General features: G+C 40.4%; 16 protein-coding genes. 2 read left to right on the forward strand and 14 right to left on the reverse strand.

Features of this window, described 5'->3' with window-relative positions; all coding sequences use genetic code 11:
- Positions 1–99: 99 nt before the first annotated feature.
- Together MHZ95_RS12525 and MHZ95_RS12530 are read right to left on the reverse strand one after the other, a co-directional pair.
- Positions 100–1230, reverse strand: coding sequence for a glycerate kinase (locus MHZ95_RS12525; RefSeq protein WP_239390959.1), 1131 nt, complete (start codon positions 1228–1230; stop codon positions 100–102).
- 139 nt (positions 1231–1369) lie between these two features.
- Complete coding sequence (locus MHZ95_RS12530; protein ID WP_239390960.1) at positions 1370–2320, reverse strand: Rpn family recombination-promoting nuclease/putative transposase; 951 nt, start codon at positions 2318–2320, stop codon at positions 1370–1372.
- 300 nt (positions 2321–2620) lie between these two features.
- Here MHZ95_RS12530 and MHZ95_RS12535 point away from each other — a divergent pair, with 300 nt between their 5' ends.
- Positions 2621–2836, forward strand: coding sequence for a hypothetical protein (locus MHZ95_RS12535; RefSeq protein ID WP_239390961.1), 216 nt, complete (start codon positions 2621–2623; stop codon positions 2834–2836).
- A gap of 15 nt (positions 2837–2851) precedes the next feature.
- On the opposite strand, the gene MHZ95_RS12540 is transcribed toward MHZ95_RS12535, so the two are convergent.
- From MHZ95_RS12540 to MHZ95_RS12565, 6 genes are all read right to left on the reverse strand, one after another.
- Positions 2852–3568 (reverse strand): LutC/YkgG family protein, encoded by a 717-nt coding sequence (locus MHZ95_RS12540; RefSeq protein WP_255726767.1) that lies wholly within the window; start codon positions 3566–3568, stop codon positions 2852–2854.
- A gap of 2 nt (positions 3569–3570) precedes the next feature.
- Positions 3571–4995, reverse strand: coding sequence for a LutB/LldF family L-lactate oxidation iron-sulfur protein (locus MHZ95_RS12545; protein ID WP_239390962.1), 1425 nt, complete (start codon positions 4993–4995; stop codon positions 3571–3573).
- Positions 4996–5028: 33 nt separating this feature from the next.
- Positions 5029–5745, reverse strand: a complete 717-nt coding sequence (locus MHZ95_RS12550; protein ID WP_239390963.1) for a (Fe-S)-binding protein — start codon at positions 5743–5745, stop codon at positions 5029–5031.
- Between the two features lie 165 nt (positions 5746–5910).
- Entirely contained in the window at positions 5911–6642 is a 732-nt protein-coding gene (locus MHZ95_RS12555) for a FadR/GntR family transcriptional regulator (RefSeq protein WP_255726768.1), read from the reverse strand.
- Positions 6643–6897: 255 nt separating this feature from the next.
- Positions 6898–8196 carry an MFS transporter gene (locus MHZ95_RS12560; protein ID WP_239390964.1) on the reverse strand — a complete coding sequence of 433 codons (1299 nt, stop codon included), beginning with the start codon at positions 8194–8196 and terminating at the stop codon, positions 6898–6900.
- A gap of 316 nt (positions 8197–8512) precedes the next feature.
- Positions 8513–11119, reverse strand: coding sequence for a cation-translocating P-type ATPase (locus MHZ95_RS12565; protein WP_239390965.1), 2607 nt, complete (start codon positions 11117–11119; stop codon positions 8513–8515).
- Positions 11120–11428: 309 nt separating this feature from the next.
- Here MHZ95_RS12565 and MHZ95_RS12570 point away from each other — a divergent pair, with 309 nt between their 5' ends.
- Positions 11429–12604 carry a pyridoxal phosphate-dependent aminotransferase gene (locus tag MHZ95_RS12570; RefSeq protein WP_239390966.1) on the forward strand — a complete coding sequence of 392 codons (1176 nt, stop codon included), beginning with the start codon at positions 11429–11431 and terminating at the stop codon, positions 12602–12604.
- 78 nt (positions 12605–12682) lie between these two features.
- On the opposite strand, the gene MHZ95_RS12575 is transcribed toward MHZ95_RS12570, so the two are convergent.
- From MHZ95_RS12575 to MHZ95_RS12600, 6 genes are all read right to left on the reverse strand, one after another.
- Positions 12683–12916 (reverse strand): hypothetical protein, encoded by a 234-nt coding sequence (locus tag MHZ95_RS12575; RefSeq protein WP_239390967.1) that lies wholly within the window; start codon positions 12914–12916, stop codon positions 12683–12685.
- A gap of 13 nt (positions 12917–12929) precedes the next feature.
- A complete protein-coding gene (locus MHZ95_RS12580; protein ID WP_239390968.1) occupies positions 12930–13538 on the reverse strand; it encodes an ABC-2 transporter permease in 609 nt (202 codons plus the stop codon).
- Positions 13531–14400: an ABC transporter ATP-binding protein gene (locus tag MHZ95_RS12585; protein WP_239390969.1), complete on the reverse strand. Its 870-nt coding sequence runs from the start codon at positions 14398–14400 to the stop codon at positions 13531–13533. Before MHZ95_RS12585 ends, MHZ95_RS12580 begins: the two co-directional genes overlap by 8 nt.
- Positions 14400–14777 (reverse strand): GntR family transcriptional regulator, encoded by a 378-nt coding sequence (locus MHZ95_RS12590; RefSeq protein WP_239390970.1) that lies wholly within the window; start codon positions 14775–14777, stop codon positions 14400–14402. The genes MHZ95_RS12585 and MHZ95_RS12590 overlap by 1 nt, the downstream gene beginning before the upstream one ends.
- Positions 14778–14924: 147 nt before the next feature.
- A complete protein-coding gene (locus MHZ95_RS12595; protein WP_239390971.1) occupies positions 14925–15296 on the reverse strand; it encodes an RpnC/YadD family protein in 372 nt (123 codons plus the stop codon).
- Between the two features lie 50 nt (positions 15297–15346).
- Positions 15347–15733 (reverse strand): hypothetical protein, encoded by a 387-nt coding sequence (locus tag MHZ95_RS12600; protein ID WP_239390972.1) that lies wholly within the window; start codon positions 15731–15733, stop codon positions 15347–15349.
- Positions 15734–15934 lie beyond the last annotated feature (201 nt).

Below are 15934 nucleotides of genomic sequence, written 5' to 3' on the forward strand. Positions count from 1 at the left end.
TGTGCAGACCTATTACAATTTTAGAATCTAATTTCACTAGATATAAATAAAAAACGTGGATCAAATCATAATTGTTTTGATCCACGTTCTTTTTGGGGGCTAACTAGTCAAATATTGTTCCAGCACTTCTTTTGTTTTTTGTTGTAAATAATAAGTAGCATTCTTCATTAAATCATCTACCGAACGGATTCCATCCGATATCTCATGTATCTCAGTGAAATACGGTTGCAAAGCAGCTCTGCTCTCTTGGTCCACCATCCCGGAAATCAACAGCACCGGCTTGCCTTCCTTTCGTGCCATTTCCGCGATGCCGAAGGGAGTTTTCCCCGATAGCGTCTGTACATCGGTTTTGCCTTCTCCCGTTAAAATCAGATCCGCTTCATTTAGCTGTTCGTGAAATGCAATCGCTTGTAGTACGACATGAATGCCTTGTTGCATTTCCCCTGGCATAAATGCTTGAAATGCACCACCTGCTCCACCAGCTGCCCCTGCCCCTTTTTTCGCGTGTAGTGATACGCCTGTTTGTTGTTCGACGACATTCGCAAATGTGTTGAGTGCTTGATCAAGATGGGCCACCATTGCAGGCGTCGCTCCTTTTTGCGGACCAAAAACAGCAGACGCACCTGTAGGACCGACAAAAGGATTTTTAACATCTGAAGCAATGAGAAAATGGCTTTCCGCAATTCGCTTATCAAAATGAGAACTGTCCATTGTATGTAGTTCATTGAGAGCACCGCCTCCTGGATTCAGCTCCACGCCCTCTCTGGAGAGGAATTTCATGCCAAGTGCTTGTAACATCCCGGCCCCTGCGTCATTCGTCGCACTACCGCCAAGCCCGATAATGAATTTACGAAAGCCAGCAGCAAGTGCATGTCGGATAAGTTCTCCTGTTCCATAAGACGACGTAACGAGTGGATTCCTTTCGTCTTCATGTAAAAGCGTAAGACCCGAAGCTTCTGCAATTTCAACGACACATGTTACCCCATCCCCAAGCACACCATAGTTTGCTTCAATAGTTCTACCAAGCGGGTCTTGGACAGCGCAAGTCACTTCTTTCCCTTGCGTGGCCCCCACCAAACTATGCATCGTTCCTTCTCCACCATCAGCTGCCGGTAATAAAACAGTCGTAATGGTTGCATCATAGTCCCTCACTCCAGCAGCCATTGCTTCTGCTGCTTCCACCGCGGTCAGACTCCCTTTAAAAGAATCCGGTGCTACGATCATTTTCATCATGATCACCTCTTCATTGTTATAATCATCATGCTTACAATAGTACACTTCTAAATCAATTTCGCCATTCGAAAAGGAGACAAATTTAAAATTTGCCCCTTAAAACGGATCCTTTGCTAATTAAGCATGCCAATACTTCCTATCCATTCAATTTTCTCAATTTCTCAATCGCCTCTCTATCCAAGCGTGTCACTTTGGCGATAAATTCAACGGAAGAACCTTCTTTTAACATTTCAAGCGCTACTTGTTCAATTCCTTTTCTTTTCCCTTCTTCTTGAAAGTGTGCAAAAATTGCCTCCATTGTAGGGGATAACTCTTCCCCGTTAAATTGAACCATGTCGTTCGCCTCCTTCTGTATTATCGGGATCATTGTTTCATGAAACTTTTTGGATAATTCCTCTGGTAAACGTAGTAAATAGTCGATAAAGTAGAGTACAGCCAGAATCTCTGAACGGGAATTTTTATTATCGGTAATAATTTTCTTCATTAGTTTCATCTTAAACGCATATCGTTTGTCTACATCTTCCCGTGTGTCGTTCATATATTTTGCCGCAAGGACAACTTTGCTGAAGAGCTTATCCGATTTCTCCAGCTCTTCTTTGTCATAATTGTTAAGCTTACAATTAGTATACGCATAGTGTAGCTCCGTGCCAAAATAAGAGTAGTTGAATTGAGTCGGAAACGTACTTTCATGCGGCGATGTCATGACAGCGATTGCGACAATTTCCTTGTCATGGCGATCATATATCCGATAAAAATATTGAAACATGCGCTTGGCAAAGTCCTTTTCATTGTCGCTTTGCACTTCTACGTGCACCAAAACCCACTTTTCCTCACCGTCTTTTAAATGTACTTTCACCAGTTGATCCGCCCATTGACGTCCTTTTTTCTTATCCATGATTTTCTGAAAAAGCTCTTGTTGCAAAAACTCCGCTTCTTTCGTAAAATCGACTTGCGCATGCAGATCCGGCTTGAAAAATAACAAAAAGTCTTCAAACAGTTCCCCAATCACTTTCTTCCAGAGCCCGTCCTGATCGACGACATCCGCCTTATAATCAGTTGACTTTTCCCATACTAGCGCCCCCACCATACTTCCACAACACCCCCTCACCGAATTGTCTGACTTCTATCCTTACCCTATTACACTTCCAATTAAAAGTAAATTGTTGCAAATGTATATACACTTCGATAATGGAATTTTGCCATTCGAAAAGGAGACAAATTTAAAATTTGTCCCCTGAAATGACCCTACTATTTTTTTTTAAGACCCTCAAACTTCTTTTCTCATCCATTTCTAATCTTTGTCTCATCAGTCTTTCATTTACAAACAGTACACTATAACTACAGAAAGACAATGGCCGGCATCACACAAATAATGGAGGGAATCATAATGTTGACCCAACTTCAAACTTTAAAAGCATTTATCCAAAACCAAATCCATGAACGCTTTTCATACTCCATTTCCTATGAAGAACAAGTCTATAACGGGCTCTACGACAATGCGTTCATGAACTGGTTCAATCCAAAGCCATTCACAAAAGTAGAAATCCAAGAAATTCAACAAGTGAAACGTGCCATCAACGCTAAAATGCACCATCTGATTTAAAGGTCTTTTTCCATTCTATAAATCTTCAACAACGATATAGGTCGCTTTGATCGGCCCATGAACACCCACAACGAGGATCATTTCGATGTCTGCAGAGTTGCTGGGTCCTGTAATAAAGTTGATGCAAGAGGCTACTTGCTCTCCACTTTTTACTTTTTCGCGAATGAGACGAGCGGCTTGTGTCATTCGAGGAACGATGCTGCTTTTCGGAATAATGATGACAGAATTGGCCGGCAAAAAGCTGACCGTTCTTCCTTTATCTTTACTACTAAAAAGGACAGCTGTTCCTGATTCCGCTAGGGTGATATCACTAATCGTGATTCCGACGTTTGCAACATTAGCCTTATCTATATTTACTTCCTTTTTTGTATGGTCCCACACATGAAGACCTATGCCGTCCTGCGGCCATTCTTCATCCATTAACTTGCCTAAACCATATTGAGCAAAGCGCTCATCTTTCCATGAAACGACCGGGCCTCCGCCGTAGTTGTTTACTACTTCTTTCAATGAGCCGGAGAGCTCCGCTAAATTAGTGAGCACAAAATTGGTATGGATATTTTTACATTGTTCTCGTAAAACATCGACTAAGTCATTTTGTGTAGCATTTTTTAGCACTTCGTCTTGAGGTTGGAATTTCCATTCGGGTCTTTTTACAACCTTTTTTCGGTCACGGCCCAAACGATTGGCGATTTTTCCTAAAAAGGCTTCACGATTCTGTATCATGCCGTTCATGATTATTCCCCTCCTTTTGGACGGTTATGAAACCAATCCCGGAATCTTTCTTTGTTTGGTGCTGGAAATTCTCTCGCTTCTGTCCAAGCTTTTAGAGGACCGGGACCTTTGGAAATTTTAGCTCCCTTTGTAAAGGGCGACATGGCAGGTGACGCCATTTTTGAACCAATTTTATATAATGCGGGTGTGGATGCGCCAAGACCAAAAGCTTTCATGACTAACTTTTCAGATACCGGGGCACGTCCTTCCTTCTCTACGATGACTTGGCGATGCTTATGAAGCAGTTCGTGCAATGGGATTTTTACTGGACAGGCTTCTGTGCACGCGCCACATAGGGTAGAAGCGTAAGGCAATTCTTTATAATCATCATACCCGCCAAGCAACGGTGATAAGATGGCTCCGACAGGACCCGAATAAATGGAACCGTAAGAATGACCTCCCACATGACGATAAACCGGACAAGCATTCACACACGCTGCACAACGGATACATTGCAGAATCGATTGGAATTCTCCGCCCAGAATATCAGATCTGCCATTGTCAACAATGACCAGATGAAACTCTTCCGGACCGTCGACATCTCCTTCTTCTTTTGGGCCTGTTAAAGTCGTAATATAACTCGTCAGTTTTTGCCCCACTGCACTTCTTGTCAATAAACTCACAAGAACTTCCATTTCCTCAAAAGTAGGAACAAGTCTCTCCATGCCCATCACCGTAATTTGGGTTTTCGGTAAAGCGGCAACTAAATCAGCGTTCCCTTCATTCGTTACTAATGTGATAGAACCTGTTTCGGCAATGGCAAAATTACACCCTGTAATCCCTACATCAGCGGTTAGATATTCCTGACGCAGTTTTTCACGAGCATGCAAGGCAAGCTCTTCTGGTTGTTCCGTTTTATCGTAGCCTTGTTTTTCTTTAAAGACATCACGGATTTGTTCTTTATTTTTATGTAAAGCAGGAACTACTATATGTGACGGCGGTTCCTGGTCATCCACTTGCAGAATGTATTCGCCAAGGTCTGTTTCAATAACTTCACAGCCCAAATTCTCCAGACCCGCATTCAAGTTGATTTCCTCTGTCACCATCGACTTGGATTTAACAATTTTCTTTGCATTTTTCTGTTTTACCACGTTTTGAATATATTCCGTTGCTTCTTCTGCTGTCTGCGCAAAGTAGACATGACCGCCTCTTTTGGAGACATTCTCACTCAATTCTTCTAAATAAAAATCCAAGTTCTCTAGTACATGCTGGCGGATTTCCTCTCCATGCGAGCGCCAATCTTCCCAGTTTCCTAACTCTTTTGCGGCAGCTAAACGACGTGTTTGAAATCGCTCTTGCGCACTAGAGACCGCGCCGCGCATAAACGAATCCTGTAATCCTTTATCTACACGATCATTAAACTTATCAGTACTTATTTTCATTGCCATTTGAGAAGATCCCCCTTTCCAATCGTTTTTTCCTTATCGACTATTCAGCACCTCAGCTATGTGCATCACTTTAATCGGCTTCCCTTGCCGATCAATTCGACCTCCAATATTCATTAAGCAACCTGCATCCGCGCCAATTAATAGATCTGCCCCTGTTTCTTCCACATTACACACTTTTTCATCGACCATTTGCTCTGAAATGTTCCCCATTTTCACAGAAAAAGTTCCACCGAACCCGCAGCATCGCTCTTTACCTGGGAGTTCTGTATATTCTAAGCCTTTGACGTGATTTAATAACTTCATAGGTGCTTGTTTTACCCCTAATAATCTCGTCATATGACAGGAAGTATGGTAAGTAGCTTTTCCTTCTAAATGAGCACCTACATCTTCCACTTTTAATACATCAACGATAAATTCAGTGAATTCATACGTTTTAGCTGCCAACGCTTGTGCTTTTGGCTCCCATTTAGGATCGCCTTTGAAAACATTTGGATACTCTTTAAACATGTATGCGCAAGAACCTGAAGGGGATACGACATACTCGGCATGTTCAAACGTAGAAATCATTTTTTTCATCGCATTTTTCGTATCTTCTACGTACCCGCTATTATATGAAGGTTGACCACAGCAAATTTGCGATTCCGGAAATTCAATTTCACATCCGAGTCTTTCTAACACCTCAACGATCGCTTTCCCAACATCTCCTTGAAACATATCTACTAAACAAGTTGCAAAAAGAGTTACTTTCATATTTCCTCACTCCCTTACCATTTACGCTAATCCCTGACCTCTTCAAGTCAACTGGTCATCTGATGATTAGTGAATAGAAAATTCTTATCTATCTATAGACTACTGTCAATTAATGAATAAAAAGGAGGGTCTCCGATTGAATAGCCTCCCTTCCCTCTGTATTTCCTACTGGTTGTCAATTGCTTCATGAAAATATTTTTTCAAGATATTTTCTACATTTTCAATATGGGACATCATCGCTTTTCGAGCTTTTTCCTCGTCCTTCTCTACGATTGCTTGATAGATTTTCAGATGTTCTTGGTATAGTTTCTCGATCGTTGTCTGTTTTGAAAAGAACCATATACGTCTTGTTTCTTTCATTGTTTCAACCATGAGTTCTGATACTTGATCTAGCAAAGTAGATAATATTGGATTACGAGATGCGGCAGATAGCGCTAAGTGAAACTTCAAGTCCGCCTTCTCACCAAGTTCTTCGTCACTCGTCCCCGCTTGCTTCATTTCTTCTAAAGCTTCAGCCATAATCGCCAAGTCTTCTGTATTTCGGTTGTTTGCTGCTGATGCAGCAGTCCCTGTTTCAATAATCTTTCTAACTTCTAAAAGATGGGAAATATCTTGTTTGTTCATGAGGATGGCAGTTGATAAGGGGAAAATTAGTTGCTCCGCTTCAAACTGCTTCACAAAGGTCCCTTCCCCTTGTTTCATTTCAACCAAACCCATTGCCTTTAAAGCGGACAAGGCCTCTCTTGTAGCTGATCTACTCACCTGAAAATTTTCGGCTAGCTGTTGCACAGATTCGAGCTTATCTCCTGGCTTTAATTGGCCGGTCCGAATCATTTCATGTAAAGCCTCAGCTACTTCCTCGTATATTTTTTTGGGTTTTATTTGTTTATATTGCAACCCCTTCCACCTCACTGTCCCCTTTAAATAGTTACATTGTAACTATATTATACATCATAATTTATGAATCATACTCAAAAAACTCAAATCCCCTCGCTCTCTCCATTTTTTCAATCAAATTTGATAGCCTTACTTGCAATTGCACATTCACTCTTTATGTATTTCCTTCCTTTCGTTCAATCGATAGGTTTAATCGGCAAGGTTTTCCCTACGCCGATTAAACGTAATAAGTAGAAAAGTATCTTTCCAACAAACTTAACTGCTAACTTCAAGTTTCGAATCTATACGTTCCTTTGTTTGACTGTTGCCCTTTACAGAAGCAATGGCAATTAGACTGATCACTGCAGCCAAAATCATATAGAGGGCAACCGGAACGTAAGAACTGTTAAAAGTAGCCAATAAGGCTGTTGCCACAAGCGGCGCCGTTCCTCCTGCAACTGCTGCACCAAGCTGATAACCTAATGAAATACCGGTGTTACGGATTTTTGCTGGGAAAAATTCCGACATCATCGTTCCCTGTACAGCATTGAGAGATCCCCAAATGACTCCAAGGCCAATAACTGTTGCTAAAGTTAGTAAAAATGCCGAACTTTGTTGCAACATCCAGAAATATGGAAATGCGTATAATACAGTCGCCACAATACCAAATAAGTAAATCTTCTTTCTACCAATTCGATCTGATAGATGCCCAATAATCGGAATTAGAATCGTAGCAACTACTGAGCCAATGACAACAGCATTCAAAGCTTCAGTTCGATTAAATGACAAATGGGATGTCGCGTAGGAGACAATAAAAGTTCCGTATATATAAAATGGTGCCGTTTCAACCACTTTCGCCCCCATTGCAATTAACACTGCTCTCCAATGGAAACGTAAAGTATCTGCAATCGGAAGCTTTGAGATTTCGCCTGCTGCTTGAGCTTTTTTAAAGTCAGGTGTTTCATCAATCCCTTTCCGAATCCATAAGCCCACTAAAACAAGTAAGGCACTTAATAAGAACGGTACTCGCCATCCCCATGACATAAACTGAGCTTCTGGTAAACGGGTCATCACGGACATAGCCAGCGATCCTAAAATTAAACCAATGGAAATCCCCATTTGCGGCACACTTCCAAATAACCCTTTTTTATTTTTCGGTGCATATTCAACCGCTAACAATAAAGCACCGCCCCATTCACCACCAAGTGCTAATCCTTGTAAAAAACGTAAGCAAGTTAGAAAAATTGGCGCCCAAATTCCGATCACTTGGTAAGTAGGCAACAAACCCATAGCGAAAGTGGACAAGCCCATTATACTTAGCGTCATGACTAACGTCTTTTTTCTACCTAAACGGTCCCCAATATGACTAAAAACAACCCCACCGAAAGGTCGTAAGAAAAAGGCAATGGAAAAGGAAGTATAAGCGAGAATTAATCCCATTACTGGATCCTCACTTACGAAGAATAACTGATTAAAAACTAAAGCAGCAACCGTCCCATATAAAAAGTAATCAAACCACTCAATCGCGCTGCCTATTAAACTAGCGGATAATACCCTTACATTCAACTTTGACATCGTGTTTCCCCCTTGAATAATGAATTCTCCCACATTTAAACCGCTTACAATTGTGTAATAGTACGTCTAGCACCAAGTCATCAGATGACTCGATAACCTTATGGTCGTATTCTATCACGAGGTTTGAAGCTTGTAAATATCACTATTGCAAAAAATAAGTTTTTTCCGACATTCTATTTTACTTGACTTTAAAAACGTCCAACCCTTGCGAATCAAGTATTCTCGCAAGGGTTGGACGGAGCTATAGCAAACTCACTTTGATATTTACTTATGGTACTGTAAGTTTCTTAATGTGGAATCCAAAATAGAATGACCATCATTTCCTTCTAACAAACAGCACTTTAACCCATTGATTCACCAAAAACGGCATAAAGGCCAAACTATAAATCCACCATAATTGTTCGATACTCAATGTTGCAACCTTGAACACACCGGCAAGTGCCGGAACAAACAAGACGAGATGCAAGGAAAGAATACCTACAAAAAACGCCACCCAGGTGTATTTATTTGTAAACAAGCCAATTGCGAAAATGGATTCCTTGGATCTGGAGTTGAAACCATGTACTAGTCTAGCCAAACATAAAGTTGTGAACGCCATTGTGCTTGCCGTGAGCGTATCTCCTGCCTGCAAACCCATTCGAAAAGCGAAAATTGTAGCGATAGCGATCAATAGACCTTCGAGCATCACTTGCGTCGTAAAGGCTTTATTTAATAGTGGAGAGTGAATATTTCTTGGCTTGTCCTTCATTGTTTTTTTATTATGCGGTTCTAAACCGATCGCTATAGCTGGCAAACTATCCGTCAACAAGTTGATGAATAATAAATGTACGGGTGCAAAAGGAACGGGTAAACCTAACACTGTTGCATATAACACTACGAAAATGGCACCTGCATTTCCGGATAATAAAAAGAGAATGGCATTTTTTATATTCGTATAGATACTTCTGCCATTCGAAATCGCTTTGACAATCGTTGTAAAATTATCATCCGTCAAGATCATGGAAGATGCATCTTTCGCGACTTCGGTACCGGTTCTCCCCATCGCCACGCCGATATCGGCTTGTCTCAAGGCAGGACCGTCATTGACGCCATCCCCTGTCATCGCGACGACATGTCCTTTCTCCTGCCATGCCTTCACAATACGAATTTTATGCTCTGGCGTTACGCGGGCAAAGACAGAGACATCTTGCACTTTTTCTTGGAGTTCTTGATCGGTTAAGCGTTCGATTTCATAGCCTTCGATCGCTTCTGATGGATTTTTTAGAATCCCGATTTGTTGAGCAATGGCCGTAGCAGTTATTTTGTGGTCGCCTGTAATCATGACGGGTTTAATCCCTGCTCTTATACAACTTTCAACGGCTGCTTGCGACTCACTTCTCGGAGGATCCATCATCGCTACTAACCCGACAAAGGTAAAATCCTTTTCGTCGTTTACATCAATGGTTCGATTTCGCTGTACCTCTTTGTAAGCAATTGCCAGCACTCGAAGTCCACTCATTGAAAACTGACGGTTCACTTCTTCGATTTTTTGTCGTTGTGCTGATGTCATCACTCGAAGACCGTTCGCCGTTTCGATCTTCACTAATTTAGGAAGAAGAACATCCAATGCACCCTTTGTAATCATGACTGTTTGCTGATTAAACCGATGTACCGTACTCATCAGCTTCCGCCCTGAATCAAAAGGCAGTTCTGCCACCCGTGGATACTGCTCTCTGACAGTCAATTCGTTGAAATCGTATTGTCTTCCTAATTTCACCAATGCCATTTCAGTCGGGTCACCGATTTCTTGCTGCTCTTTTTCAAATGCGTCATTGCATAGCAGTGCTTGTACAATCAATTTGTTTTCGATGGTATTCGTAGTTTGTAGTTCATTATACGGAATGACTTTTTGATCCACATAGACGTTTAGGACCGTCATTTTATTTTCCGTTAACGTGCCTGTCTTATCTGAACAAATGACCGATACACTTCCGAGGCTTTCAACCGCATAGAGCTTGCGGATAATGGCGTTTTCCTTCGCCATTTTTCGTGTTCCAAACGCTAACACGATGGTAACGATGGAGCTCAGTGCCTCTGGAATGGCCGCAACTGCAAGCGATACGGCAAACATGAACGATTCCACCAATTCGCGTCCCCGCACAAGGTCAATCGCAAAAATGGCCACACAAATCATTGTAATTCCTAACGCCAATTTTTCGCCGAAATGGTCTAAGCTGACTTGTAAAGGGGTTTTCTTCTCTTTTGCACTATCCAATAAGTTTGCGATTTTACCAATTTCCGTTTCCATTCCGATTGCCGTCACAACAGCTAGTCCACGTCCATTGGTGACAAAGCTGCCCGTGAACACCATATTTTTTTGATCGCCAAGAGGGACATCCTCGTCATCGATTGGCACGGTGCTCTTCTCTACAGCCAATGATTCACCTGTCAGCGAACTTTCATTGATCTGCAAATTATGGCTTTCGATTAATCGTCCATCCGCACTGATAAAATCCCCAGCTTCCAAATATAGAAGATCGCCAACGACGATATCTGCAGATGCAACCTCTACGATTTGATTGTTCCGCACCACTTTTGCAACAGGGGAAGTCAACTCTTTCAAATTACTCAATGACTGTTCTGCCTTCACATGCTGGACAGTACCCAAAACAGCATTCAAGATGACAACAATCAGGATGACAATCGTACTGCCCACTTCGCCCAATAAAAATGAAATGAACGCCGCAACGAGTAAAATAATGACCAACAGATCTTTAAACTGCCCAAAGAACACGGCAAATGCGCTTGTCCTTTTCCCTTCCAACAATTCATTCGTACCATATACTTCTTGTCTCATTTGGACGTCATAATCGCTCAGCCCTTCACGGGACACGTCCAGCTTCTCCATCACTTCGAAAGATGATTTACGATGATATTCTGACATATGGCTTGTCCTTTCTCATGCTAATAGTCAATTGGGTGAACTCGTTTTCCCACTCCACCTCCGTCATACTTACATCATCGTATTCCCCGAACGCTTGGAGTATGCTAAAAAAGAGGCGAGGAGTTTGTTGGACATGCCACACGATTGGTTGGCATACCGCGCATTCCTGAATAATTCAAGAGCATATACCTCTAAAAGTTGTTATAATGATAAATGAATTATAAAAATCGTCATTAGTGTAAACATAAAGATTACTTTACACATTTCCACAAAAAATCGTTGACTATTCAAGGGAAGGAAGAAGAATGTATGGCTAGTATTTCTGAAGTTATGGCAAAAGGTTTACAAGGCGGATCTTGGGTTCGAAAGTTATTTGATGAAGGGGCAAGATTAAAAAAAGAGTTCGGCGAGGATCAAGTTTTTGATTTTTCACTTGGTAATCCATTTAATAAACCACCCGAAGCATTTACAAAAGCCTTACTCGAAGAGGTAGGACAAGTCAATCACGGCTATATACCAAATCAGGGAATTCCTGAAACAAGAATGAAGGTAGCAGAATTCTTATCCACTCGGTTCAACACTGAAATTTCGTTTGAGCATGTTGTCATGACTGTCGGTGCAGGGGGAGCCTTGAATTCTGCATTAAAAAGTATTTTAAACAGTGGTGAAGAAGTGATTGTACTGTCACCTTATTTTGCCGAGTATGATGCGTATATTGAAAACTTTGGCGGCAAGGTCGTTCGTTGTATGCTAAATGACCAGTTTGAAATTGATATCGAAGCGGTTAGACAATCCATCACCCCGCTCACAAAAGGGATTATTATTAATACACCTCATAACCCGACAGGCACAATACTGAGTCAAGAAAACCTTAACGAACTTGGAGCATTATTAAAAGAGGCGGAAGAAAAAAGCGGAGAACCGATTTATATGCTTTTTGATGAACCTTACGCCCAATTGATATTTGAAGGGGAACAAGTCAATCCATTTCTTTCACATAATAAAGTCATTTTGGCTAGTTCTTTCAGTAAAGACCTCGGGATCGCTGGGGAGAGACTCGGTTATCTCGCATTAAACAAAAACACACCAGATGCTGACTTGTTAATAAGTGCGTTCGTTTATGCTCATCGCACACTCGGCTTTGTCAATGCACCTGCTTTGATGCAACGTGCAATTGCCAAAATGCCTGATTTAACAGTGGACGCAAGTCCTTACAAAGTGCGAAGAGACAAGATTGTCGAAATCCTATCCGATGCGGGATTTGAATTTGCTACTCCAAAAGGTGGTTTCTTTGTATTTCCACAGGCACCGATTGCAGATGATGTGGAGTTTTGCCGTCATGCTGCCGAGAAATATAAATTACTAATCGTACCTGGTACCGGATTTGGATTAAGCGGTCATTTCAGACTATGCTACAGTGTACCATTGGAGACCATCGAGAATTCACGTGAAGCCTTTATTTCTTTATATAATGATTTCAAATAAATAGATTTAGGAGGACTCTTCTTCCGATTCTAATAAAAGTTGCCAGCTGCTAAAACTATTTTAGAGCTGGCAACTTTTTTATCTATTCTTTTTTCTTAACTTCTCAATCACCTCTTTATCCAAAATTGGAGGGATTTCATTTTTTTTTCTAAGTTGAGATACACCATAGATAATTGCAAAAAGTACGAAGCCAATTAGAATGAGTATATTCGTCAGTGGATCAGTAATGCGCGGTATTGAATCCTGAAATACTTTTAAAAGAATTAATAATCCAATACCGATAATCATTCCAGCGACTGCTGCTTTTGACATTAATTTTCTCCCCTTAAAAAACTTTTCTCTCATAAATACGAATTGACAACAGCCATGAACATGCATAGAGCGTCAAAACTGCCAAGGCAATGAACAAATAGAGCTGAGCAGTTTGTACAGTTAATAACACTTGCACAAACTCCCTCATTATATCGTTCAAATTCGGGATAAAGAAATTAACGACAACGAGATAAATAGCAAAGAAAACAACCGAAGCTATAAACATATATTGGCTTTTAAATTTATACGAGAAGGGGAAAAACAATGAAATGGCCACCATTACAAGGCTAACCATAAACAAAATATCTTTCCATGCTGTTATTTCTTGATGGATCAATAAATTACCTATAAAAATGATACAAACAACTATACTCATGAAAATAAAAGCACCGATGTATTTCGAACTGACAATCTCTTTCCGTGTATAAGGCAAAGAATTCAGTAGCATATGGATTGAAGTCTTTTCGTCGTTCGCAAAAGCATTCATGATGATGACTACGCTAAAGACAATCCCTACCCAAATCGATGAAGTATTTAACAGCAAATAAACAAGCAAAGCAGGCAACAAAATCAGTAACGTCGATTTTTGTAAGACGATATCTTTACGGATTAAATTAAACATATTGCTCCGCTCCTTTCTTCGTATGGAACATAATATCTTCAAGCGTTGGTTTCTCCATCAAAACCATATCTCCAAAAATCGCTTCGATACGTGCCTTCTGATCCGTCAATGCCACAAAACCATGAGCGGATTTTCGAATCGCTATGAATTCCCGTTCTGTATCCGCATCTAACAGCTCCATTCCGCCTTTCACAACGGCATAATCTTCTTCGATTCGGTAAAATTCCTTTGTAAAAATATGCTCGCCATTATGAATAAACGTAATATAATCTGCAATGCGTTCTAAATCTGTTGTAATATGCGTAGAAAAGAAAATGGTTTTCTCTCCATCTTGCATGAGATCATGCAGGATATCTAATAACTCCCTCCGAAAAATCGGATCCAATCCGGATGTCGGTTCATCCATAATGATTAATTCCGCGTGATGCGACAGAGCGATAGTTAACGAAGCTTTCATCATCATTCCTTTTGAAAAGGTTTTAATCTTTTTCGTTAGCGGCAATTCAAATGTTTGCACATAATAATTGAAGAGGTTGTCATCCCAATTGCAATAGGACGGTTTTATAATTCTTTTCATTTCTACCAATGTTACATTTTCATAAAAAATATTTTCATCAAAGACAAAACCGATACGCTGTTTGATTTCTTTTTCATGATCTTTATAATTCAAACCGAATAGCGAAACCGTTCCGCTATCTGGTTGCAATAAATTCATAATCAGTTTAATCGTCGTAGACTTCCCAACACCATTTCCACCGATAAACCCCGTTACGAAGCCTTTTTTAACGGTCATCGAAAAATCCTTTAGTTGAAAACCATCAAATGATTTATGAACATGCTGTAATTCGATCACGTTTTCCATCATTCACCCTCCGTATATAATAATGTCAGCATTTCCTTTAATTCTGTTAAGCTCAAGCCCATTTCCTTTCCATTTTGGATGGCCATACTTAACGTTTCTTCAATCGCTTTCATCTTTCTTTCCTTCATCATCTCCAAATTTTGCTCTGCGACGAACGAACCTTTTCCTACTATGGAATAGATAAAACCATTTTTCTCAAGTTCCTCATAAGCGCGTTTTGTTGTAATGACACTAATCTCCAAATCCTTCGCAAGCTGACGCATCGAAGGAAGTGACTGCCCCTCTTGCAATTCACCTGTTAAGATACGCTTTTTGATTTGCGCATAGATTTGCCCATAAATCGGCTCTTTGGAACTGTTCGAAATGATAATTTGCATGCAAAAACCTCTTCACTAATTATTGTATATATACTATATACACACTATATACATATTATTCTTCTTTTGCAAACTAAATTTTTGTTATACTAAAAAAATTGCCAGATGCTAAAACGATTCTGAACCGTTTTAGATCTGGCAACTTTTTTATCTATTCTTTTTTCTTAATTTCTCGATTGTCTCTTTATCCAAATGGGTTACTTTGGTAATCAAGTCATCTGGTAAGCCCTCTTTCAACATCTCTAATACAACTTTTTCAATCCCTTTTTCTATTCCTTGTTCTATACCTTTCCTTTCTCCCTCTTCTCTTATCCTTGTAAAAACGGCTTCCATGGTTGGGGATAGGTCTTCATTGTTAAACTGAACCATCTGCTTAACCTCCTTTTCTATAATCGGAACCATTTTATCGTAAAACTTTTCCGTCAACTCCTTTGGTAAACGCAATAAATAATCGATAAAGTAGAATACAGCTAAAATTTCCGTATGCGAATAGCGATCACTTTTCAAAATTTCCCGCATGAGTTTCATCTTAAAGGTATATCGTTTGTCCATATCTCCCCGTGTGTCGTTCATATATTTTGCCGCAAGGACAACTTTGCTGAAGAGCTTATCCGATTTCTCCAGCTCTTCATTGTCATAATCGCTAAGCTTACAATTAGTATACGCGTAGTGCAACTCCGTGCCAAAATAAGAGTAGTGGAATTGAGTCGGGAATGCACTTTCACAAGTTGATCCGCCCATTGACGTCCTTTTTTCTTATCCATGATTTTCTGAAAAAGCTCTTGTTGCAAAAACTCAGCTTCTTTCGTAAAATCGACTTGCGAATGCAGTGCCGGCTTAAAAAATAACAAAAAGTCTTCAAACAGGTCTCCAATCACTTTTTTCCATAAACCATCCTGGTCTACGACATCCACCTTATAATCGGACGATTTTTCCCATACTAATGCTGTTACCATACTTTCACAACACCCCCCTAAGCTAATTTTCAGACTTCTATCCCAGCCTATTACAATTCCAATTAAAAGTAAATTGTTGCAAATGTATATACACTCCGATAACGGAGTTTTGCCGCTCGAAAAGGAGGAAAATTCAAGATTTTCCCTATAAACGGATCAAATATTTTTTTATATTCATTCAACTTGGATACGCGTAGACTA

Source organism: Sporosarcina sp. ACRSM, from assembly GCF_022346545.1.
Taxonomy (GTDB): domain Bacteria; phylum Bacillota; class Bacilli; order Bacillales_A; family Planococcaceae; genus Sporosarcina.

What these genes read in the sequence shown, in the direction of transcription:
- MHZ95_RS12535 (WP_239390961.1), top strand. Translation starts at nt 2,621, where the DNA reads ATGTTGACCCAACTTCAAACTTTAAAAGCATTTATCCAAAACCAAATC.
- MHZ95_RS12595 (WP_239390971.1), bottom strand. Translation starts at nt 15,296, where the DNA reads ATGCGGGAAATTTTGAAAAGTGATCGCTATTCGCATACGGAAATTTTA.
- MHZ95_RS12570 (WP_239390966.1), top strand. Translation starts at nt 11,429, where the DNA reads ATGGCTAGTATTTCTGAAGTTATGGCAAAAGGTTTACAAGGCGGATCT.
- MHZ95_RS12585 (WP_239390969.1), bottom strand. Translation starts at nt 14,400, where the DNA reads ATGGAAAACGTGATCGAATTACAGCATGTTCATAAATCATTTGATGGT.
- MHZ95_RS12565 (WP_239390965.1), bottom strand. Translation starts at nt 11,119, where the DNA reads ATGTCAGAATATCATCGTAAATCATCTTTCGAAGTGATGGAGAAGCTG.
- MHZ95_RS12590 (WP_239390970.1), bottom strand. Translation starts at nt 14,777, where the DNA reads ATGCAAATTATCATTTCGAACAGTTCCAAAGAGCCGATTTATGGGCAA.
- MHZ95_RS12560 (WP_239390964.1), bottom strand. Translation starts at nt 8,196, where the DNA reads ATGTCAAAGTTGAATGTAAGGGTATTATCCGCTAGTTTAATAGGCAGC.
- MHZ95_RS12525 (WP_239390959.1), bottom strand. Translation starts at nt 1,230, where the DNA reads ATGAAAATGATCGTAGCACCGGATTCTTTTAAAGGGAGTCTGACCGCG.
- MHZ95_RS12550 (WP_239390963.1), bottom strand. Translation starts at nt 5,745, where the DNA reads ATGAAAGTAACTCTTTTTGCAACTTGTTTAGTAGATATGTTTCAAGGA.
- MHZ95_RS12530 (WP_239390960.1), bottom strand. Translation starts at nt 2,320, where the DNA reads ATGGTGGGGGCGCTAGTATGGGAAAAGTCAACTGATTATAAGGCGGAT.
- MHZ95_RS12600 (WP_239390972.1), bottom strand. Translation starts at nt 15,733, where the DNA reads ATGGTAACAGCATTAGTATGGGAAAAATCGTCCGATTATAAGGTGGAT.
- MHZ95_RS12540 (WP_255726767.1), bottom strand. Translation starts at nt 3,568, where the DNA reads ATGAACGGCATGATACAGAATCGTGAAGCCTTTTTAGGAAAAATCGCC.
- MHZ95_RS12575 (WP_239390967.1), bottom strand. Translation starts at nt 12,916, where the DNA reads ATGTCAAAAGCAGCAGTCGCTGGAATGATTATCGGTATTGGATTATTA.
- MHZ95_RS12545 (WP_239390962.1), bottom strand. Translation starts at nt 4,995, where the DNA reads ATGGCAATGAAAATAAGTACTGATAAGTTTAATGATCGTGTAGATAAA.
- MHZ95_RS12580 (WP_239390968.1), bottom strand. Translation starts at nt 13,538, where the DNA reads ATGTTTAATTTAATCCGTAAAGATATCGTCTTACAAAAATCGACGTTA.